Genomic DNA, 16689 nt, shown 5'->3' with positions numbered 1-16689 from the left:
CTCGGAGACCTCCGCGCCCGTGGCGGCGAGGTGGGCGGCGATCGCGCGGATCGTCGGGTGGTCGAAGACCGCGGTCGCGGGAATCTCGCGGCCGGTACGGGCGCTGAGCTCCGCCAGGACCGCCACGGCCTGCTTGGAGTCCAGGCCGAGCGACGCCAGCGGCCGCTCCGGGTCGATCGCCTCCGGTGCCAGGCCCAGGCGTTCGCCGACGCGGGCGGTCAGCCACGACTCGACGGTGTCCGGGGCCCAGGTCCCCCCGGCGGGCGCCCGCTCCGCGAGCAGCTCGGTCAGCGCCTCGACAGACGGCCGTACGAGCAGTTCCCCGACCGGGACCGAGACGCCGAGGCGGCGCTCCAAGTCCCCCGCGACAGCGAGGAGTCGGGGGTAGTCCAGGCCGAGGTCCGCGAACGTGCGCCCGGCCGCGCCCACCGCGCCCGCCGCGCCTGACGCGTCACCCGAGTCCGTGACGTACGCGCCCAGCACCTCCTCCACCACCGCGCCCACCGGCTGCCCGGGCCGCCGCCCGACCGTGCCGCCCGGCCGCCGCGGTTCGCGGGCGACGCTGGCCGCCACCACCTTCAGGCCGAGGCCGAGGAAGTCCTGGCGGCACGCCTGGCGCTGGATCTTGCCGCTGGTGGTCTTGGGCACCGTGGACCGCTTCAGGAGCACCACGGCGTGCGGCGCGACCTCGTGCTCGTCGGCGATCGCGGAGCGCAGCCGGGCGAGCAGCGCGGGCGCGTCGTCGGCCCGCCGCCCGTCGATCTCGTACGCCACCACCAGCTGCTCGGCTCCGTCCACCTCGACGGCGAAGGCGGCGCCGCAGCCCGAGCGGACCGCGGAGTCGGTCCGCTCCACGGTGAGTTCGACGTCGTGGGGGTAGTGGTTGCGGCCCTGCACGATGACGACGTCCTTGGTGCGGCCGACGACATGGAGCTGCCCGTCGCGCAGGAAGCCGAGGTCGCCCGTGCGCAGATACGGCCCGCCGGGCTCGCCCTCGATCCGGGCGCGGAAGGTGTCCTCGGTGGCGTCGGGGCGGCGCCAGTAGCCGCGCGCCACGCTGCCGCCCGCGATCCACACCTCGCCGACGGTGCCCTCGCCCGCGACGCGGCGCTGTGTGGCCGGGTCCACGACCGCCACGTCCACGCCGTCGACCGGGGGCCCGCACCCGACGACCCGTGTGACCCGCCCCCCGGAGGCGGCGGTGGCCACGCCCGCGCCGAGCGCGGCGGCGTCGAACTCCCCGACGGCGGGCTGCTCGTGGGCGCGCACGCCCGTCACCATCAGCGTGGCCTCCGCGAGGCCGTAGCAGGGCAGCAGCGCGCCGCGCCGGAACCCGCACGGCTCGAACCGCTCCACGAACCGGTCCAGGGTGTCGGCGCGCACCGGCTCCGCGCCGTTGAGGGCGAGCCGCCAGTGGCTCAGGTCGAGTCGCCCGCGCTCCTCGTCGGTGATCCTGCGGACGCACGCCTCGAAGCCGAAGTTGGGGGCGACACTGGTCGACGCCCGCGTGTCGGACAAGGTCGCCAGCCACAGCAGGGGGCGCCGCACGAACGTCATGGGCGCCATCAGATGCGCGGGGAACCCGCCGTACAGCGGCGACAGGATGCCGCCGATCAGCCCCATGTCGTGGTACGGCGGCAGCCACGACACCATCGCCGAATCCGCGTCGTGCGCCAGCCTGCGGTGGATGCCGGCGAGGTTGTGCAGCAGATTGCCGTGGCCGACCATGACGCCCTTGGGCGCGGACGTCGAGCCGGAGGTGTACTGGAGGAAGGCGAGGGAGTCGCCGGTGAGGTCCGGCTCGCGCCAGCCGGCCGCGGTCGGCGTGTCCGCGCCCCCCGTCACCAGCCACCGCAGTCCGCCGAGCCCGAGCGCGGCCAGCTCGTCCCTGCGGTCGCCCGCGAACCGCGAGAGCCCGCCCGTCGTCAGCGCGTGCGTGGCCCGCGAGTCCCGCGCGATCGCGGCGAGCCGCGGCATGGTCTGGCCGAAGCGGCGGGTGTCCGGCGGATAGGCGGGGACGGCCACGGCTCCCGCGTACAGACAGCCCATGAAGGCCGCGATGTAGTCCAGGCCGGGCGGGTGCAGCAGCAGCACCGGCTCGCCCGCCGCGCCCTCGTGCTGCAACAGCGCGGCGACGTGCCGGGCCCGCAGGTCGAGTTCGGCGTAGGTCCAGGAGCGCTCGCCGCCGGGTCCGCCGTTCGCGTCGGCGGAGCTCGTGCCGTCGTCGGTTCCGGGTGCCGGGGCCCCCGGCGCGTCCGTGCCGCCGCCCAGGAAGCGGTACGCGAGGGCGCCCGGGCGGTGCGCGGCGTGGTGGCGCAGGAGGGCGACGAGGGTGCGCGGCTCGCCGCCGCGGCCGTGGGTCTCGGTCGGGCCTTGGGTCATGTACGTCTCCGTCACTTGCCGGGCACGGCCCGCGGGGCGGGGGCGGACGCGGCCGCCGCGTCGCCGAGGCGCTGGTAGTCGGTCTTGCCGTTGGCGTTGCGCGGCAGCTCGTCCAGGCAGGTGGCCGTGCGCGGCACCATGTAGCGGGGCAGGTACCGGGCGCAGTGCCGCTTGAGCTCGATGAGTCCGGGCCGCGGGGCGTCGCCGTTGAGGGTGAAGTACAGGGCGACGCCGGTGTCGGCGCCGGTGGTGTCGGCGACGACGGCGGCGTGCGCGATGCCGGGGTGGCGCAGCACGGCCGCCTCGATCTCGCCCAGCTCCACGCGGTAGCCCGCGAGTTTGACCATGCGGTCCTTGCGGCCCCGGTAGACCAGGGCGCCGTCCTCGTGGCTGACGAGGTCGCCGGTGGCGTGGCGGCCCTGGCGGTGCCCGGCCGCGGCGGGCTCGGACTCCCGGCGCCAGTAGCCGGGAGTGACACAGTCGCCCTCGACGACCAGCTCGCCGAACGCGCCGGGGCCGGGCAGCGCGCGGCCCGCGTCGTCGACGACGGACACCTTGGCGCCGGGCAGCGCCGTGCCGATGGGTACGGGTTCGTGCCGCGTCAGGTCCTCGGGGCGTACGCGGTGGTAGGTGCAGACATTGGTCTCGGTGGGCCCGTACAGGTTGTACAGGCCCGTGTCCGGCCGCAACAGCCCGGCCAGCGCCCGCAGTTGGGGGATCGGGAACACCTCGCCCGCGAACAGGACGTACCGAAGTCCGCGCACCGTCTCGGGGGTGAGCGCTCCCGACACCGTGAGCAGGTGGAGGACCGACGGCACGGAGTACCAGACACTGACGCGGTGCTCGCGGATGCCCGCGGCGAGCGCGCCCACGTCGCGGGTCCGCTCGTCGGGCACGATCCATACGGCCGCGCCCGCCGACAGGGCGGTGAACAGGTCGAAGGTCGACAGGTCGAAGTTGAACGAGGCGTGGTTGGCGAACACGTCGCCGGGCCCGACGTCCAGCTCGTCGCGCGCCCACCGGATGAAGCACGCCAGGTTCCGGTACGTGACGCGCACACCCTTGGGGGTGCCGGTGGAACCGGAGGTGTACAGGATCGCCGCGAGGTCGTCGCGGTCCAGCGGCGGCAGCAGGACGACGTGGCCCGCGGCACTGGAGGTGAAGGCGGACCAGCCGACGACGGGGGCCGCCGCGCCGGGCGCCGGACCCGGATCCTGTCGTTCGCCCGGTGCACCGCCCGGCGCGTCCGGCGGCTCCTCGTCCGCGAGCACCACAACCCGCACCGACGCGGGCAGCGGCCTGCCCGCCAGCGCGGCGAGCCGACGGCGGTCCGTGAAGAGCGCGACGGGCTCCGCGTCCGCGAGGATCGTCTCGACGCGGGCCACCGGCTGCCCGCCGTCCAGGGGGACGTACGCGCAGCCCGCGTGCAGCGCGGCGAGGATCGCCTCGGCGTAGCGTGGCTGCTTGTCCGTCCAGATCGCCACGCGGTCGCCGACCTCGACGCCGAGGCCGAGCAGCCCGGAGGCGGCGGAGGCGACGTGCGCGGCGAGTTCTCCGTACGTGCGTCCGCCGGGCCCCACGAGGGCGGGCCGCGCGGCCTGTTCGGCGGACCGCGGCCAGGGGCCGCGGATCAGGGCCACGTCGGAGAGGCGGGTGTGGTCCGGCTGCCCGGACCGCGCGGTCACGGCAGTCATCGCGCTCACCCGGCCGACGGCAGGACGCCGGTCTCGCGGGCCGCCTCGACGAAGATGCCGGCCGCGGCCTCCAGGTCCTCGCGGGTGTGCTCGCAGGTGACGCTGACCCGCAGCCGCGCGTCGCCCAGCGGCACGCCCGGGAACACCACCGTCTGGCAGAACAGGCCGCGGGCCCGCACGGCCCGGCCCATCTCCATCGCCCGGCGCTCGTCCCCGATGACGAGCGGCAGGATCGCGCTCTCGGTGTTCTCCAGGTCGAAGCCCGCGTCGGCGAGCTGGCGGTGCAGGAAGCGGATGTTGGACCAGAGCCGGGTGATCCGCTCCGGCTCCGCCTCGATGACGTCGAGGGAGGCGATGAGCCCGGCGGCCACCCCGGCGGGGATGTTGGCGGCGAACACGTACGAGTTGGCGTAGAAGCGCAGGTACTCGACCACGTCCTCCTCGCCGACGACGAAACCGCCCATCCCGGCGAGGGCCTTGCTCATGGTGCCCAGCTCCAGGTCGACCTCGCCCTTGAGGCCGAAGTGCTCGGCGGTGCCGGAGCCGCGCTCGCCGAGGACACCCGTCGCGTGCGCGTCGTCGACCATGACGCGGGCGCCGTACTCCCGGCCGAGCCGGACGATCTCGGGCAGGTCGCAGAGGTCGCCGTGCATGCTGAACACACCGTCGGCGACGATGAGTTTGCCCGTCGCGCGGTCGTCGCAGCGCTTGAGGATGCGCTCCAGGTCGGCCATGTCGTTGTGCTGGTAGATCTTGCGGACGGCGCCGGAGAGCCGGGCGCCGTCGGCGATGCTCATGTGGTTGAGCTTGTCGACGACCAGCGTGTCGTAGCTCTTGACCAGGGCGGAGATGGTCCCGAGGTTGGCCGCGTACCCGCCCGGGAAGACGACGCACGCCGGGCGGCCCTTGAACGCGGCGAGGCGCCGCTCCAGCTCCTTGTGCAGCATGTTCGTGCCGCCGATGAAGCGCGAACCGGTGTGCGTGGCGCCGAAGGTACGGGTGGCGTCGCAGACCGCCTCGATCACCTTCGGGTGGTTGGCGACGCCCAGATAGTTGTTGGAGGCGAACATCAGGAACTCGCGCTTGCGGCCCGTGAGTTCGTCGAGGATGAGCGCCCGGCTGCCGCAGCGGGAGTGCAGCGGCATCCCGTACCAGTAGAGGCGCTCGGCCTCGCGGCCGCGCAAGTAGGTGCGGAAGCTGCGGGCCTTGGCGAACAGGTCGCCGTCGCGCTGCTCCACGAAGTCCTTCATGGAGCGGCTGTCCCACGGGGACTCGCCGGACGCGGGAAGCGGGGGGTGGTGCTCGTCGGGCTCGCCGGGTTCGTCGTGCGCCTCACGCGCGCCGGGTACGTCGTGCGTCGGCGCGGTCAGCCGGCCGCGCAGCTCGGCGATGAGGTCGCGCAGGGTCGGCGCCGTGACCGTGCCCGCGAGGTCGTCGGGCAGGGCGAGTTCGCGGGCGCAGTCGGCGACGACCGAGACGAGGACCACCGAGTCGATGCCGAGCTCGCCCTCGAAGTCGGCGTCGAGGGGCAGCTGTTCGCGTGCGTACTGGGTGTGGCGCATGGCGGCCCGGAGGACGGCCTCCCGCACGGGGTCGGCGGTCTCGCCGCCGCCCGCCAGCGCCTCCTGGACGGCGGCGGTGAGTTCGCCGATCGTCGACAGGCCCGCGGGCAGCGCCTCGTCGAGGGCGAAGCGCTCGCGCACCGTGGCGAGGATCGACTCGTAGATGACGGAGTCGATGCCGAGCTCGGCCTCGAAGTGGCTGTCGGGCAGCAGATACGACTCGTCGTACAGCGTCCGTGACGCCACGATGTCCACGATCTGCCGGTGGACGGTGCCTTCCGCGACATCGGTCATCGCACACTCTCCCCTTCGGCGGCCTCTCCGGCCCGCAGGGCCGCTCCGCCGGTCCGCAGCCGTTCGACGAGCGCGGCGATCGAGTCGACGGTCCGGAAGTTCGCCGGGGAGATGTCCTGCAGCGGAACGGTGATGCGGAAGTCGCTCTGCAGGTAGTGCACGAGGTCGAAGATCCCGGCCGAGTCGATGATGTTCAGCTCGGCGATGGGCAGGTCGGAGTCGAGCCCTTCGGTGTCGCCGTCGAGCCAGACGTCGGCGATGTAGTTGATGATCGACTGTTCGGTGGTCATGGCCGCCCTACGCTCGCTCTCCGGTCGACGACGCCGCGGGGGCGCTCCGGGCGGCCAGGACGCGCCGCCCGTCGATGAGTTCGGCCACCGCCGTGACCGTGTCGCCCGGGGTCGCCGCGTCCTCGCCGACATCGACCTTGAACTCGGACTGGATGACGAGGAGCAGCTCGACCAGGAACAGCGAGTCCATGTCGAGATCCTCGAACCTGGTGTCGGGGCCGATCTCCCCGCGATCCACCTCGAAACGGTCGACCAGCAGATCGACCAGCCTGTCGTACGTCTCGCTCATGCGGTTCTCCTTGTCGGGCGTCGGGCGGGCGAGGTCGTCAGGTGCGGTCGAGCAGCGGCCAGGTCAGCACCGTCGACCCCCAGGTGAGCCCGCCGCCGAACGCGGTGAGCAGCACCCGTCCGCCCGCCCGCAGGACGCCGTCGGCGTGGGCCTGGTCGAGGGCGAGCGGGATGGAGGCGGCGGCGGTGTTGCCGACGTCGGCGATGTTGCTGAAGCAGCGCGGCCGCGGGATGCCCACCTCGTCGGCCACGTGGTTGGTGATGCGCAGGTTGGCCTGGTGGCCGACCAGGTGGTCGACGTCATCGGGCGCCCACCCGGCGCGCGCCAGGACCGCCCGCGCCGACGCGGACATGCGCTGCACCGCGTGCCGGAACACGTCCTTGCCGTCCATGGCGAAGTAGCGGTCGGCGGACTTCGGCGCGACGCCGGACAGACGCTGCCGCGAGCCGCCCGCCGCCACCGTGATCAGGTCCTCACGGCCACCGTCGCTGCCCAGGTCGAACGGGCCGAGCGCGCCCGGCTCGGCGGGGTCGCCGGCGCGCAGCACCACCGCCCCCGCGCCGTCGCCGAAGATCACCGAGGTGGCGCGGTCGTCCGGGTCGAGCAGGGTGGAGAACGTCTCCGCGCCGATCACCAGGACGCGTTCGGCGGCGCCGGTGGCGATCAGCCCGGCCGCGGTGGCCAGCGCGTACACGAAGCCCGTGCAGACCGCGGACACGTCGAAGGCGGCGGTGCCGGTCAGGCCGAGCCGGGCCGCGACGGCGGGCGCGGTCGCCGGACACGGCCGGTCGGGTGTGGTGGTGGCGAGCAGCACGGCGTCCACATCGGGCGTGCCCGACGACTTGAGGGCCTTGGCGCCCGCGCCCACGGCGAGGTCGGAGGTGGCGGTGCCGGGCGTGGCGACGTACCGCTGCCGGATCCCGGTGCGGGAGCGGATCCAGGCGTCGGAGGTGTGGAGGCGCGCGGCCAGTTCGTCGTTGCTGACGGCGGTCGGCGGCAGACAGCCGCCGACCCCGGTGAGCACCGCGGCCCGGTGCAGCGGCGGTCGGCTCGGTGGGGGTGCGGTCACACGTGCTCCTCGGTCTCCGGGACGGCAGGACGTTGGTGCGGTGCGGTGGTGGTGCCGCGGTGCGGCTTCGTGGTGGCTCGGTGTCCGCGTACGTACGTGAAGGTCCGCGTACGTACATGAGGGTGTGTGTACGTGATCAGGGCCTCGCGGTGACGCGGTGCCGAGGACATCGAGTCTCGCCGGGTGGGCTGACGGGACACGGTCACGCATGCTGACGGCCCGCTGACCGCTCGCTGATCGGGCCCCGCCGCGCCGTGCCGGGGCGCCCGCGTGGCCGCGCGGTCAGTCATCGGTCAGCGTCCGGCGGCGTGGCCGGTCAGGCGCGGCCCGCAGACTCGACGCCAGGCGACCGAGAGGTGGGGCGCATTCCATGAGCGCGACGCACGACAGGGCGGCCGGTCCGGACGAGGACGCGGCGATGCCCGGCGACACGACCGGGACGGTGGGCGGATCCGCCCCCGAGGCGGACGCCGTCGCCGTCACCGGCCTGGGGCTCGTCACCGCCGCGGGCATCGGCGTGGACGCCACCTGGGACGGGGTGTGCCGGGGGGAGTCCGCCGCCGCCACCGACCCGGGGCTCGCGGGGCTGCCCGTGGACATCTCCTGCACCGTGCCCGGCTTCTCCGCGCGCCAACACGTGGGCCGGCGCAGCTCGTTGACGCACGACCGGTTCAGCCAGCTGTCGATCGCCGCCGCGCGCGAGGCCGTCACGGACAGCGGCCTCGACCCGCGGACCTGGGACGGCGCCCGCGTCGGCGTCGTCGTGGGCTGCGGCCTCGGCGGGGTCGCGACCTGGGAGGCCCAGCACCGCCGCCTCCTCGACGAGGGACCGCAGGCGGTGTCCGCGCTGCTGATCCCCATGCTCGTACCGAACATGGTCGCCGGGCACCTCGCCATGGACCTGGGGGCGACCGGGCCGAACCTCGTCACCGCGACGGCCTGCGCGTCCGGTGCCACCGCGATCGGCACGGCGCTCGCCCTGCTGCGCGACGGAAGCTGCGACGTGGTGATCGCGGGCGGCGGCGAGGCTGGCGTGACCCCGCTGATGGTGACGGGCTTCGCGCAGATGGGCGCGCTGTCCCGGCGGGTCGGCGAACCCGCGGCGGCCTCCCGGCCGTTCGACCGGGACCGGGACGGGTTCGTCATCGGCGAGGGCAGCGGCATGCTCGTCCTGGAACGCGCGGCCGACGCCCGCGCGCGGGGCGCCACCGTCCGGGCCCGCATCGCCGGGTACGGCGCGTCGGCCGACGCCCACCACATGACCGCGCCCGACCCGCAGGGCACCGGCGTGCTCCTCGCGCTGCGCACGGCGCTCGCGCGGGCCGGGGTCATGCCGGACGAGGTCGACCACGTCAACGCGCACGGCACGTCCACGCCGCTCAACGACGCGGCCGAGGCGGCGGTCCTTCGCAAGTTCCTCGGGGCGGGCGCCGCCGTCACCTCCACGAAGGGCGTGCTCGGGCACACCCTCGGCGCGGCCGGCGCGATCGAGGCCGCGCTGACCGTCCTCGCCGTGCAGCACGGCACCGTGCCGCCGACCGCCAACCTCCGCCACCAGGACCCCGACATCGACCTCGACCTCGTCACCGGCGCCCCGCGCCGGCGCGAGCTGGGCGTGGCCGTCAGCAACTCCTTCGGCTTCGGCGGCCAGAACGCCGTCCTGGTGGTGACGGCGGCGTGAGCCGCGCCGCCCGGGCCACCAGCTCCGGGCCCACCGGCCCCCGGCCCACCGGCTCCTGGTCCACCGGACACGAGAGTGAGCGCACCCCATGACCTTCACCGTCCCGCACACCGCCCTGGAACAGCTGGAGTCGCAGGTCCGGCAGGCCCTGCACACCACGGACGACAGCGCCCTCGACGTGCTCGGCTACGGCGAGATCACCCTCGTGCTGCGGCTGCGCACCGAGGCGGGGTCGTTCGCCTGCAAGCGGCTTCCCGCCTTCTCGGACCCGGCCCGCTTCGAGAGCTACCGCAGGTCGCTCGACGAGTATCTGCGCCGCCTGGCGGAGCGGGGGCTCACCGTCGCGCCCACCGAGGTGTGGCACACCCGCGCGCCGTCCGGGCGCGTCACCGCGTACTGCGTGCAGCGCGAGCTGCCGTCCGAGCGGCTGTGTTCCCGGCTGCTGCACACCGAGGACGACGTCTGGGCGAAGAACTTCTTCGCCCGCTTCCTCGACCGCGTCCACGCCACCGTGCACCACGGGCTCGGCCTGGACGCACAGGCGTCCAACTGGATAGACATGGACGGCGAGTTGACCTACCTGGACGTCACCACACCGCTGATGCGCGACACCCGCGGCCGGGAACGCCTCGACGTACGCCTCTTCTTCACGTCGCTGCCGTGGGTCCTGCGCGACGCCGTGCGGCTCTCCATGGCCACCTCGATCTTCGACAAGTTCTACGAGCCCCGCGGCGTGCTCCTCGACTTCCTCGGCAACCTCCACAAGGAACGCCTCGACAGCCTTGTCCCCGCGTTCCTGGAGCAGGCCAACGCCCGCCTCGCGCAGCCCCTCACGGCCGAGGAGGTCGCCGCGTACTACCGCGGCGACGCGCGGATGTGGGAGCTGATCCAGCGGCTGCGCGCCGCCGACCGCCTCTGGCACCGCAAGGTGCGCCGCCGTCCCTACCCCTTCCTGCTGCCGCCGCCCGTGGCCCGCTGAACCGCGCATGGCCCTCCTCGCCCGAGCCGTCGCACCCGGGCTCGACGACAGCGTCGTCCTCGACCCCGCCCGCCCCCTGCGCGTGACCCACGCACGCGGTCCGCTGACCCTCGCCGTGGTGTCCATCGCCTGGATACGGGAGCGGGACGACGCCGACCGCGCGGCGATCCAGAAACGCCACCTCAACGCCGAGGAGTGCGCCCGCGCCGCCGAACTCCCCGTGCCCAAACGGCGCGTGGAGTGGATGGCCGGGCGCCTCGCCGTGAAGCACGGCGTGAGCGCCTATCTGCGGCGGCACGGCGGGATGTGCGTCGGCACCCGTGATGTCAGCGTCGGCGCGGTGGCCCGGGGCATCCGCGCCGGCAAGCCCACCGTGAACGCCCCCGTGGAGGTCGGCCTCACGCACTCGGGCGACCTGGCGGTGGCCGCCTGCGGCCCCCGTACGCTCGGCGTCGACCTCGAACGCACCCGCCAAGTACCGCGAGCACTCGCGGAGTTGCTGACCCCCGCGGCCCCAGGCTGCCCGGTGCTCGACACCATGCCGCTGTCGCTGCGCTGGGCCTGCAAGGAGGCCGTGCTCAAACACTTCGGCTTCGGCCTGCGCGTCGACACCCGGGAGGTCGAACTCACCGCCTGGCACCCCGACGGCCGCTTCTGCTGGCGTCCCGGCCCCGGCCTGCGCCGGCACGCCCCCACGGCCGACGCGGCCCGCCTGGACAGCTGGGCCAGAGAGGTCGACGGCTACTCACTTGCCCTCGTGTGGAGCTGAGGAGAACACGACGATGACCACAGACCGGGCCGCGTCCGCCGGCGGCGACCCCACCACGGCCCCCACTCCCGCCGCGCCCGCCGACTTCGGCGCCGCCCTGCGCACCGCCGCCCGGATCGCCGCCCTGAGCCCCTCCTCCCACAACTGCCAGCCCTGGACCGTGGCGTGGGCCAGAAGCCCGGAGTCCCGCGCGGCGGCCGCGCGGCTGGTGGGCGCGGGGCCCGGCGGCCGGGAGCGCGCCGGGAAGCCCGGCGAGGAGGCCGACGGCGGCGACGGAAGGTACCGCTGGCTCGTCCTCGGCCTCGACCGCGACCGGAGTCTGCGGGCCCTGCCCGCCCACGCCGTGGAGATGCTGCTGAGCTGCGGCCTCTACTGGCAGCTTCTGCTGCGCGCCCTGGACGCCCAGGGCTGGACCGTCGACGCCCTGCACTGCGCGGAGGGCCCGGCGGAGGGGGAGCCGGTGGGCGGCGCCGAGCTGCCCGGCAGCGCCTGGCCCCGGTCCTGGGCCGCCCTGTCCGTCGTCCGGCTGCGCGGCACCCCCGTGGGCGCCGAACACGCCGAGGAGCTGCGCGCCCTGCACGCCACGGCGCGGGCGCGCCTCACCAACCGCGCCCCCTACCTTCCCCGGCCCGTCCAACCCGCCCTTCTGGACGGCCTGTTGGCCCCGTCGGGTGCCGCCGCGGCGCGCGGCGCGGACGTGACCGTACGGCATCTGACCTCGGGCACCGACCGCGCGGCGTTCGCGGACTTCGTCGCCCGGCACGGCGGCCGGGACTTCCGGCACCGCGCGGCCTGGCGCGAGACCCACGCGTATCTGCGGCCCACCGAGGCCGAGGCCGCCGCGCGCGGTGACGGGTTCGCCCTCGACCGGCTCTTCGGGCCGCTGTCCCGGCCGCGGCGGCGGTTCATGCGCGCCGCCCTCGCGCCCGCGACGATGCGGATCCTGAGCCACGTCGGCTACCACCGCCTCCTCGCCCACCAACTCGCCCACCTCGTACGGCCCACTCCCGTCGTGGTCGCCATGAGCTTCGCGCGGACGGCACCGACGCTCGCGGACGCCGTCAAGGGCGGTGCGCGACTGGCCGATTACTGGCTGTGCGCCACGGACGCGGGGCTCGCCCTGCACCCCGTGAGTGTCGTACTCCAGCACGACGATCTGCGCACCGCCCTCCAGTCGAGGCTCGGCATTCCGGGGCGTTCCTTCTTCATGAGCCGTCTCGGGTGGCCCGCCGCCGAGTTCCCGGCCTCACCGCGACGCCCTGCGGAGGCATCCCTGCGGACGATCTGAGATTCACTCCGCGCCGTTTCGAGCCATTTTCAGGGTTCTTCCTATAAAGCTCGCCCAGAGACCAGTTGCGCCCACATACTGTTGCAGTGCGGACGGAATATGCCGCACCCGCGGGCCTGCCCCGATACGCAGGTAGAGGAGGAAGCGGGGCAGGGAAAGCGTGGATTCGAACAGCAGATGGATGCGTTGACGGATGCGATTACGGGCAGCGGCGACGAGGGGTACCCGAAGGCACATGGTCGTGTCATTCACAGGGGGGCGGCGAGATGGGGAACTGCTGCAAGGAGCACGTTCGGGGTGTCACCGTAGGGCTGGGGAGGCCGGTCCGGCCGGGCGTGATGCCGTGACGGGAGGCGCAGTCCGTTGCGACCGGCGCGGCGGCCCGCTGCCGCACGAGATGCGGTGAGGCGGCGACTCATGAAGATCCGCGTCCTGGTGTGCTGCGACGAGTCGATCATGTCCGCGGCGATGCGCGCGCTGCTCGATCAGCAGCCGGACATCGACGTCACGGGCTACACCACCGGCCGTGAATCCGCCGCGGCCGTCGCCGAGATGGCGCCCCACGTCATGATCGTGGTGGCCCCGGCCCTCGGCCTGGACGACAAGCGCGAACTCGCGGAGCTCGCCGCCCTGACGAAGATCATCCTCATCGCCAAGGCCGAGTCCGCGCACCGCTCCGTCGAAGCCCTGTGCATAGGCGTCAGAGCGGTCCTCGCCCCGGACTCTTCGGCGGACGACCTGATCCATGTGCTGCGCACGGTCAGCGCGGGCGCCACGATGGTGATGCCGGCCGCCGCCCGGCGCACCCTGGAGCACCTGCCGCAGCAGGGCGGCTCGCGCCGCACCGCGCGCATGGCGGCCGAACTCACCCCGCGCGAGTCCGAGGTGATCGTGCTGCTCGCCCAGGGCAAGTCCAATGCGGAAGTCGCCGAGAAACTCTCGGTGTCCCTCGCGACCGTCAGGTCCCATGTTCACCATGTGCTGCGAAAGATGGGCGTGAGCACCCGCGCCCAGGCGGTCGCCATCGCTTATGAAACCGGTTTGATGGCGGCAATTGGGCGGACCGCTGAATTCCGCGGGCAAGAAGGGTGAAGAAAACCGGGCCCGAGCGGGAAAGTTGAACGATATTCATCGGACGGCCCGGTTTTCTTGGCACGGCCGCCTTGTCTTTCCGGTTCGCAAAATCACCGGGCCCGGTATCCGGAGCCGACCCGATCGCCGGTCAACTCGGCCACCACAGTGGCCATCTTGTCGAAATCGGCGACGAGCCGGAGAAAGGGTTCCGACCGCATATCGCGCTCGAAGTCCGCGCGGCCGGTCACTTCGATGATCTCGAAGTACTCGCCGGGCGCGGCGGCCTCGGCGTCCGTGACGCGCTGCACGGCGAACGACACGACGGCGGGCAGCCGCGGGCAGGTCGCGTAGTCGACCTCCCGGACCCAGGACTCGAAGCGCTCCGGGTCCACGCCCTCGTGAAGGCGGATGCGGTGTACGAGGACGGCCGTGGCGGGGGACGCTCCGGTGCCGCTCGGCGGGGTGGCGAAGGACATGGCGTATGACATCCCGTCAACTGAGAGGTGGGTGCTGGGGCCTGGCCGGTCGGCGGCCGCCGTTGTCGGTCAGCTGCTGCCGTTCGCGCCCCGGCGGCCCGTGCGGCGGGTGCCGCTCAGGCCGAGGGCGCGGGCGATGTTGTTCTTCTGGATCTCGTTCGTTCCGGAGAAGATGCGCGACGGAAGCGCGTCCCGCAGCAGTGCCTCGGCGTCACCGCCCGTCAGGATGCCGAGGGCGCCCCGCAGTTGGACCGCGTCGAGCCCGATCCGTACGGCGGCCTCGCTCACGGCGAGCTTCGCGAGGGCGGGCGCGACCTCGTCCTCACTGCCCCGCGCGAGACCCCGCGCCGCCTTGTACAGCAGCAGCCGCGCCGACTCCAGCGTCAGCGTCATGTCGACGACCCGGTGGCTCACCGCCTGGAAGCCGCCGATCGGCATGCCGAACTGCTCGCGCTCCTTGACGTACGCGACCGTGGAGTCCAGGACGCGCCGCATCGCGCCGAGGTAGGCCGCGAACAGGCAGGTGCGCTCCCACTTCATCGACCCCGCGAACACACTGGCCCCCGCGCCCTCGGCGCCGAGGACGTGGCTCGCGGGCACCACGCATCCGTCGAGGCGCACATCGGCCGTCGGCGAGCCGCGCAGCCCCACCTTGTCGTACGGAGGCCCGACCGTGAGCCCCGGCGTGCCGGCCTCGACGACGAACGCCGTCAGGCCGAAGAAGCCGCCGCCGGGCGCGGTCGCCGCCTGCACCACGAAGACGTCCGCCACGGGCGCGTTCGTCGTGAACGCCTTGGTCCCGTCGAGGACGTAGTGGTCGCCCTCGCGCACGGCCCGGGTCCGCAGGGCGAGGGTGTCCGATCCGGCCTCCGGCTCCGTGATGCCGTGCGCCGCGATCCGCTCGCCCGAACAGAGCGCGGGCAGCCAGCGGTGCTTCTGCTCCTCCGTGCCGAACTCCACGACCGGCATCACCGCGGCGAACAGGTGGGCGGCCACGGAGAACGCGAACCCGGTGTCCGGGCTGCCGTGGCCCAGCGCCTCCAGGACGGCGGCGGCCGTGACCGCGTCAAGGCCGCTGCCGCCGTAGACCTCCGGCACCACGCTGCCGACCAGGCCCTGCCGGCCGGCGAGCCGCCACCGCCGCCGGAACTCCTCGCGGTCCAACGACGGGGGTACGTGGCCCAGTTCACGCTGGGCGAAGCGTTCGACCGAGCGGCACATCTCGGCGGTGTCGGCATCCGTGCCCGTGTCGGCGGCGGTGTGGTCATCGGTGCCGAAGGTGAAGGTCATCGCGGTCGGGGCCCTTCGTGGCGGTCTGGTCGTCGGTCGGGTCGGACGGGGCGGACGGCTCGGGCTGCCGGGTCCGATCGGTCCGGCTGGCCCGGTCGGTCCTGGCGGTGCTCCTCCACGAGGACGTGGTAGTTGATGCCGCCCGTGCCGAAGGAGCTGACGGCCGCCCGTCGCGGCCTGCCGGGCGGCCGGGTCCACGGTTCGGGGCGGGTGGAGATCTCGGCCGGGATGGCGCCGAGGTCCAGCGCCGGATTCAGTTGTGTCAGGAGGGTGTTGGGCGGCAGCGCGCCGGCCCGCAGGGCGAGCAGCGTGCGCAGCAGCCCGGCGCTGCCCGCCGCCGCGAAGGTGTGCCCGAAGAACGACTTCGCCGAGCCGATGCGCAGCGGTTCGGCGCGCGGGCCGCCCGCGTACAGGCGGGCCGCGGCGGCGATCTCGACGCGGTCGCCGACCTTGGTGCCGGTGCCGTGCGCCTCCAGGTAGTCGACCGTGCACGGCTCGAAGTCGACCTGGGCGAAGGCGCGTTGCATGGCGCGGACCTGGCCCGCGACATCGGGGGCGATGAGCGACTTGGCGTCGTTGGAGGCGCCGACGCCGCGGATCAGGCCGTGGATCGTGTCGCCGTCGCGCAGCGCGTCGTCGTACCGCTTCAGCAGGAAGAGCCCGCAGCCGTCGCCGGGTGTGAACCCGTCGGCGCCCGCGTCGAACGGGGCGTTCCTGCTGTGCGAGAGGAGACCGAGTGCCGAGCACAGCACCATGTCCCGTACGTTGCAGGCCAGTTCGACGCCGCCCGCCACCGCGTAGTCCGCCGTGCCCGAGCGCAGCGCGCCGACGGCGATGTCCAGTGCGGCGAGCGAGGACGCGCAGGCCGCCTCCACGGCGAGGGGCACCGCGCGCAGACCGTACTCGTTGGCGAGCAGCGCGGCGACGCCGCTGGCGAGACAGCCGTCGAGGAGCGCGGGCGGCAGGCCGTCGTCGCCCCGGGCGGTCCGCTCGCGGAGCCGTTCCAGGAGCCGCTTCTTCTGCAGGGCGGAGAGCCCGTCCAGTGCGGCGAGTCCCGTGAGCGTGTCGTCCAGGCCGCCGAGGACGAGGTCCGTGTGGGCGTGCCGCTCCCGCGCGGGCCCCAGCGTGCCGCCGATGGCGACCACGCCGCGCCCGCCCCGCTCCGGCCGCTGCGCCGGTCCGTGTCCCGCGAAGGGGTGGTACGCCGCGAACAGTTCCGCGGCGACGGTGAGCGCGAGCCGCTGCGCGCCGTCGAGCGCGGCGTAGCGCTGCGGGAGCACCGCGAGGTCCTCGGGCGGCTCCTCGGGCAGGGGTACGTGGCCGCCCTGGTCGGTGTACGTGTGGGTGAGGCTGAGGGAGCCGGGGGAGTGGTACAGCTCCCGGTCGAGGACCGCGTCCGGCACCGGTCCGATGCGGGTACGGCCCGAGCGCACGACATGCCAGAACCCGCGGGCGTCCGGGGCCCCGGCGAAGCGCCCGCCGAGCCCGACGACGGCGACCGGCGCGGCGCGCGCGGCGGCTGCCCACGTACTCCGGGGGCGGCCCCGGGGCC

The 16689-nt window shown here is 74.0% G+C and carries 14 protein-coding genes; 5 read left to right on the top strand and 9 right to left on the bottom strand.

The window, feature by feature from the left end:
• The 6 genes from STRAU_RS03395 to STRAU_RS03370 form a co-directional block, all read right to left on the bottom strand.
• Window positions 1-2382, bottom strand: a 2382-nt coding sequence (locus tag STRAU_RS03395) for an AMP-binding protein (RefSeq protein WP_037657298.1), incomplete at its 3' end; no start/stop codon positions are given.
• 11 nt (window positions 2383-2393) lie between these two features.
• Complete coding sequence (locus STRAU_RS03390) at window positions 2394-4076, bottom strand: D-alanine--poly(phosphoribitol) ligase (protein WP_052028931.1); 1683 nt, start codon at window positions 4074-4076, stop codon at window positions 2394-2396.
• Between the two features lie 5 nt (window positions 4077-4081).
• Complete coding sequence (locus tag STRAU_RS03385; protein WP_016638827.1) at window positions 4082-5932, bottom strand: aminotransferase class I/II-fold pyridoxal phosphate-dependent enzyme; 1851 nt, start codon at window positions 5930-5932, stop codon at window positions 4082-4084.
• The gene (locus tag STRAU_RS03380; protein ID WP_016638826.1) at window positions 5929-6222 is read right to left on the bottom strand and encodes an acyl carrier protein; all 294 of its coding nucleotides are present in this window, start codon (window positions 6220-6222) and stop codon (window positions 5929-5931) included. The genes STRAU_RS03385 and STRAU_RS03380 overlap by 4 nt, the downstream gene beginning before the upstream one ends.
• Before the next feature lie 7 nt (window positions 6223-6229).
• Complete coding sequence (locus STRAU_RS03375; RefSeq protein WP_016638825.1) at window positions 6230-6511, bottom strand: acyl carrier protein; 282 nt, start codon at window positions 6509-6511, stop codon at window positions 6230-6232.
• 37 nt (window positions 6512-6548) lie between these two features.
• Complete coding sequence (locus STRAU_RS03370; RefSeq protein WP_016638824.1) at window positions 6549-7580, bottom strand: beta-ketoacyl-ACP synthase III; 1032 nt, start codon at window positions 7578-7580, stop codon at window positions 6549-6551.
• 418 nt (window positions 7581-7998) lie between these two features.
• Here STRAU_RS03370 and STRAU_RS03365 point away from each other — a divergent pair, with 418 nt between their 5' ends.
• From STRAU_RS03365 to STRAU_RS03345, 5 genes are all read left to right on the top strand, one after another.
• The gene (locus tag STRAU_RS03365; protein WP_052028932.1) at window positions 7999-9261 is read left to right on the top strand and encodes a beta-ketoacyl-[acyl-carrier-protein] synthase family protein; all 1263 of its coding nucleotides are present in this window, start codon (window positions 7999-8001) and stop codon (window positions 9259-9261) included.
• An 88-nt stretch (window positions 9262-9349) separates the two neighbouring features.
• Window positions 9350-10240 (top strand): DUF6206 family protein, encoded by an 891-nt coding sequence (locus STRAU_RS03360; RefSeq protein ID WP_016638820.1) that lies wholly within the window; start codon window positions 9350-9352, stop codon window positions 10238-10240.
• Window positions 10241-10247: 7 nt separating this feature from the next.
• The gene (locus STRAU_RS03355) at window positions 10248-11009 is read left to right on the top strand and encodes a 4'-phosphopantetheinyl transferase family protein (RefSeq protein WP_016638819.1); all 762 of its coding nucleotides are present in this window, start codon (window positions 10248-10250) and stop codon (window positions 11007-11009) included.
• Window positions 11010-11022: 13 nt separating this feature from the next.
• Window positions 11023-12297, top strand: a complete 1275-nt coding sequence (locus tag STRAU_RS03350) for a hypothetical protein (RefSeq protein ID WP_016638818.1) — start codon at window positions 11023-11025, stop codon at window positions 12295-12297.
• Between the two features lie 417 nt (window positions 12298-12714).
• Window positions 12715-13389 carry a response regulator transcription factor gene (locus STRAU_RS03345; RefSeq protein WP_016638817.1) on the top strand — a complete coding sequence of 225 codons (675 nt, stop codon included), beginning with the start codon at window positions 12715-12717 and terminating at the stop codon, window positions 13387-13389.
• 92 nt (window positions 13390-13481) lie between these two features.
• On the opposite strand, the gene STRAU_RS03340 is transcribed toward STRAU_RS03345, so the two are convergent.
• The 3 genes from STRAU_RS03340 to STRAU_RS03330 all read right to left on the bottom strand — a co-directional run.
• Entirely contained in the window at window positions 13482-13847 is a 366-nt protein-coding gene (locus STRAU_RS03340) for a hypothetical protein (RefSeq protein ID WP_016638816.1), read from the bottom strand.
• Between the two features lie 69 nt (window positions 13848-13916).
• On the bottom strand, window positions 13917-15137 hold the full coding sequence (gene redW, locus STRAU_RS03335) for an L-prolyl-[peptidyl-carrier protein] dehydrogenase (protein ID WP_016638815.1): 1221 nt from the start codon (window positions 15135-15137) through the stop codon (window positions 13917-13919).
• A partial coding sequence (locus tag STRAU_RS03330) for a beta-ketoacyl [acyl carrier protein] synthase domain-containing protein (protein WP_162473214.1) occupies window positions 15134-16689 on the bottom strand: 1556 nt, incomplete at its 5' end. The genes STRAU_RS03330 and redW, both read right to left, overlap by 4 nt.

The organism is Streptomyces aurantiacus JA 4570, assembly GCF_000414115.1.
GTDB lineage: Bacteria > Actinomycetota > Actinomycetes > Streptomycetales > Streptomycetaceae > Streptomyces > Streptomyces aurantiacus_A.
This window is presented reverse-complemented; position numbering and strand designations above follow the sequence as displayed.

Coding starts and splice junctions, on each gene's coding strand:
- STRAU_RS03340 (WP_016638816.1), bottom strand. CDS start 13,847: ATGTCCTTCGCCACCCCGCCGAGCGGCACCGGAGCGTCCCCCGCCACG.
- redW (WP_016638815.1), bottom strand. CDS start 15,137: ATGACCTTCACCTTCGGCACCGATGACCACACCGCCGCCGACACGGGC.
- STRAU_RS03350 (WP_016638818.1), top strand. CDS start 11,023: ATGACCACAGACCGGGCCGCGTCCGCCGGCGGCGACCCCACCACGGCC.
- STRAU_RS03380 (WP_016638826.1), bottom strand. CDS start 6,222: ATGACCACCGAACAGTCGATCATCAACTACATCGCCGACGTCTGGCTC.
- STRAU_RS03355 (WP_016638819.1), top strand. CDS start 10,248: ATGGCCCTCCTCGCCCGAGCCGTCGCACCCGGGCTCGACGACAGCGTC.
- STRAU_RS03345 (WP_016638817.1), top strand. CDS start 12,715: ATGAAGATCCGCGTCCTGGTGTGCTGCGACGAGTCGATCATGTCCGCG.
- STRAU_RS03375 (WP_016638825.1), bottom strand. CDS start 6,511: ATGAGCGAGACGTACGACAGGCTGGTCGATCTGCTGGTCGACCGTTTC.
- STRAU_RS03390 (WP_052028931.1), bottom strand. CDS start 4,076: ATGACTGCCGTGACCGCGCGGTCCGGGCAGCCGGACCACACCCGCCTC.
- STRAU_RS03360 (WP_016638820.1), top strand. CDS start 9,350: ATGACCTTCACCGTCCCGCACACCGCCCTGGAACAGCTGGAGTCGCAG.
- STRAU_RS03385 (WP_016638827.1), bottom strand. CDS start 5,932: ATGACCGATGTCGCGGAAGGCACCGTCCACCGGCAGATCGTGGACATC.
- STRAU_RS03365 (WP_052028932.1), top strand. CDS start 7,999: ATGCCCGGCGACACGACCGGGACGGTGGGCGGATCCGCCCCCGAGGCG.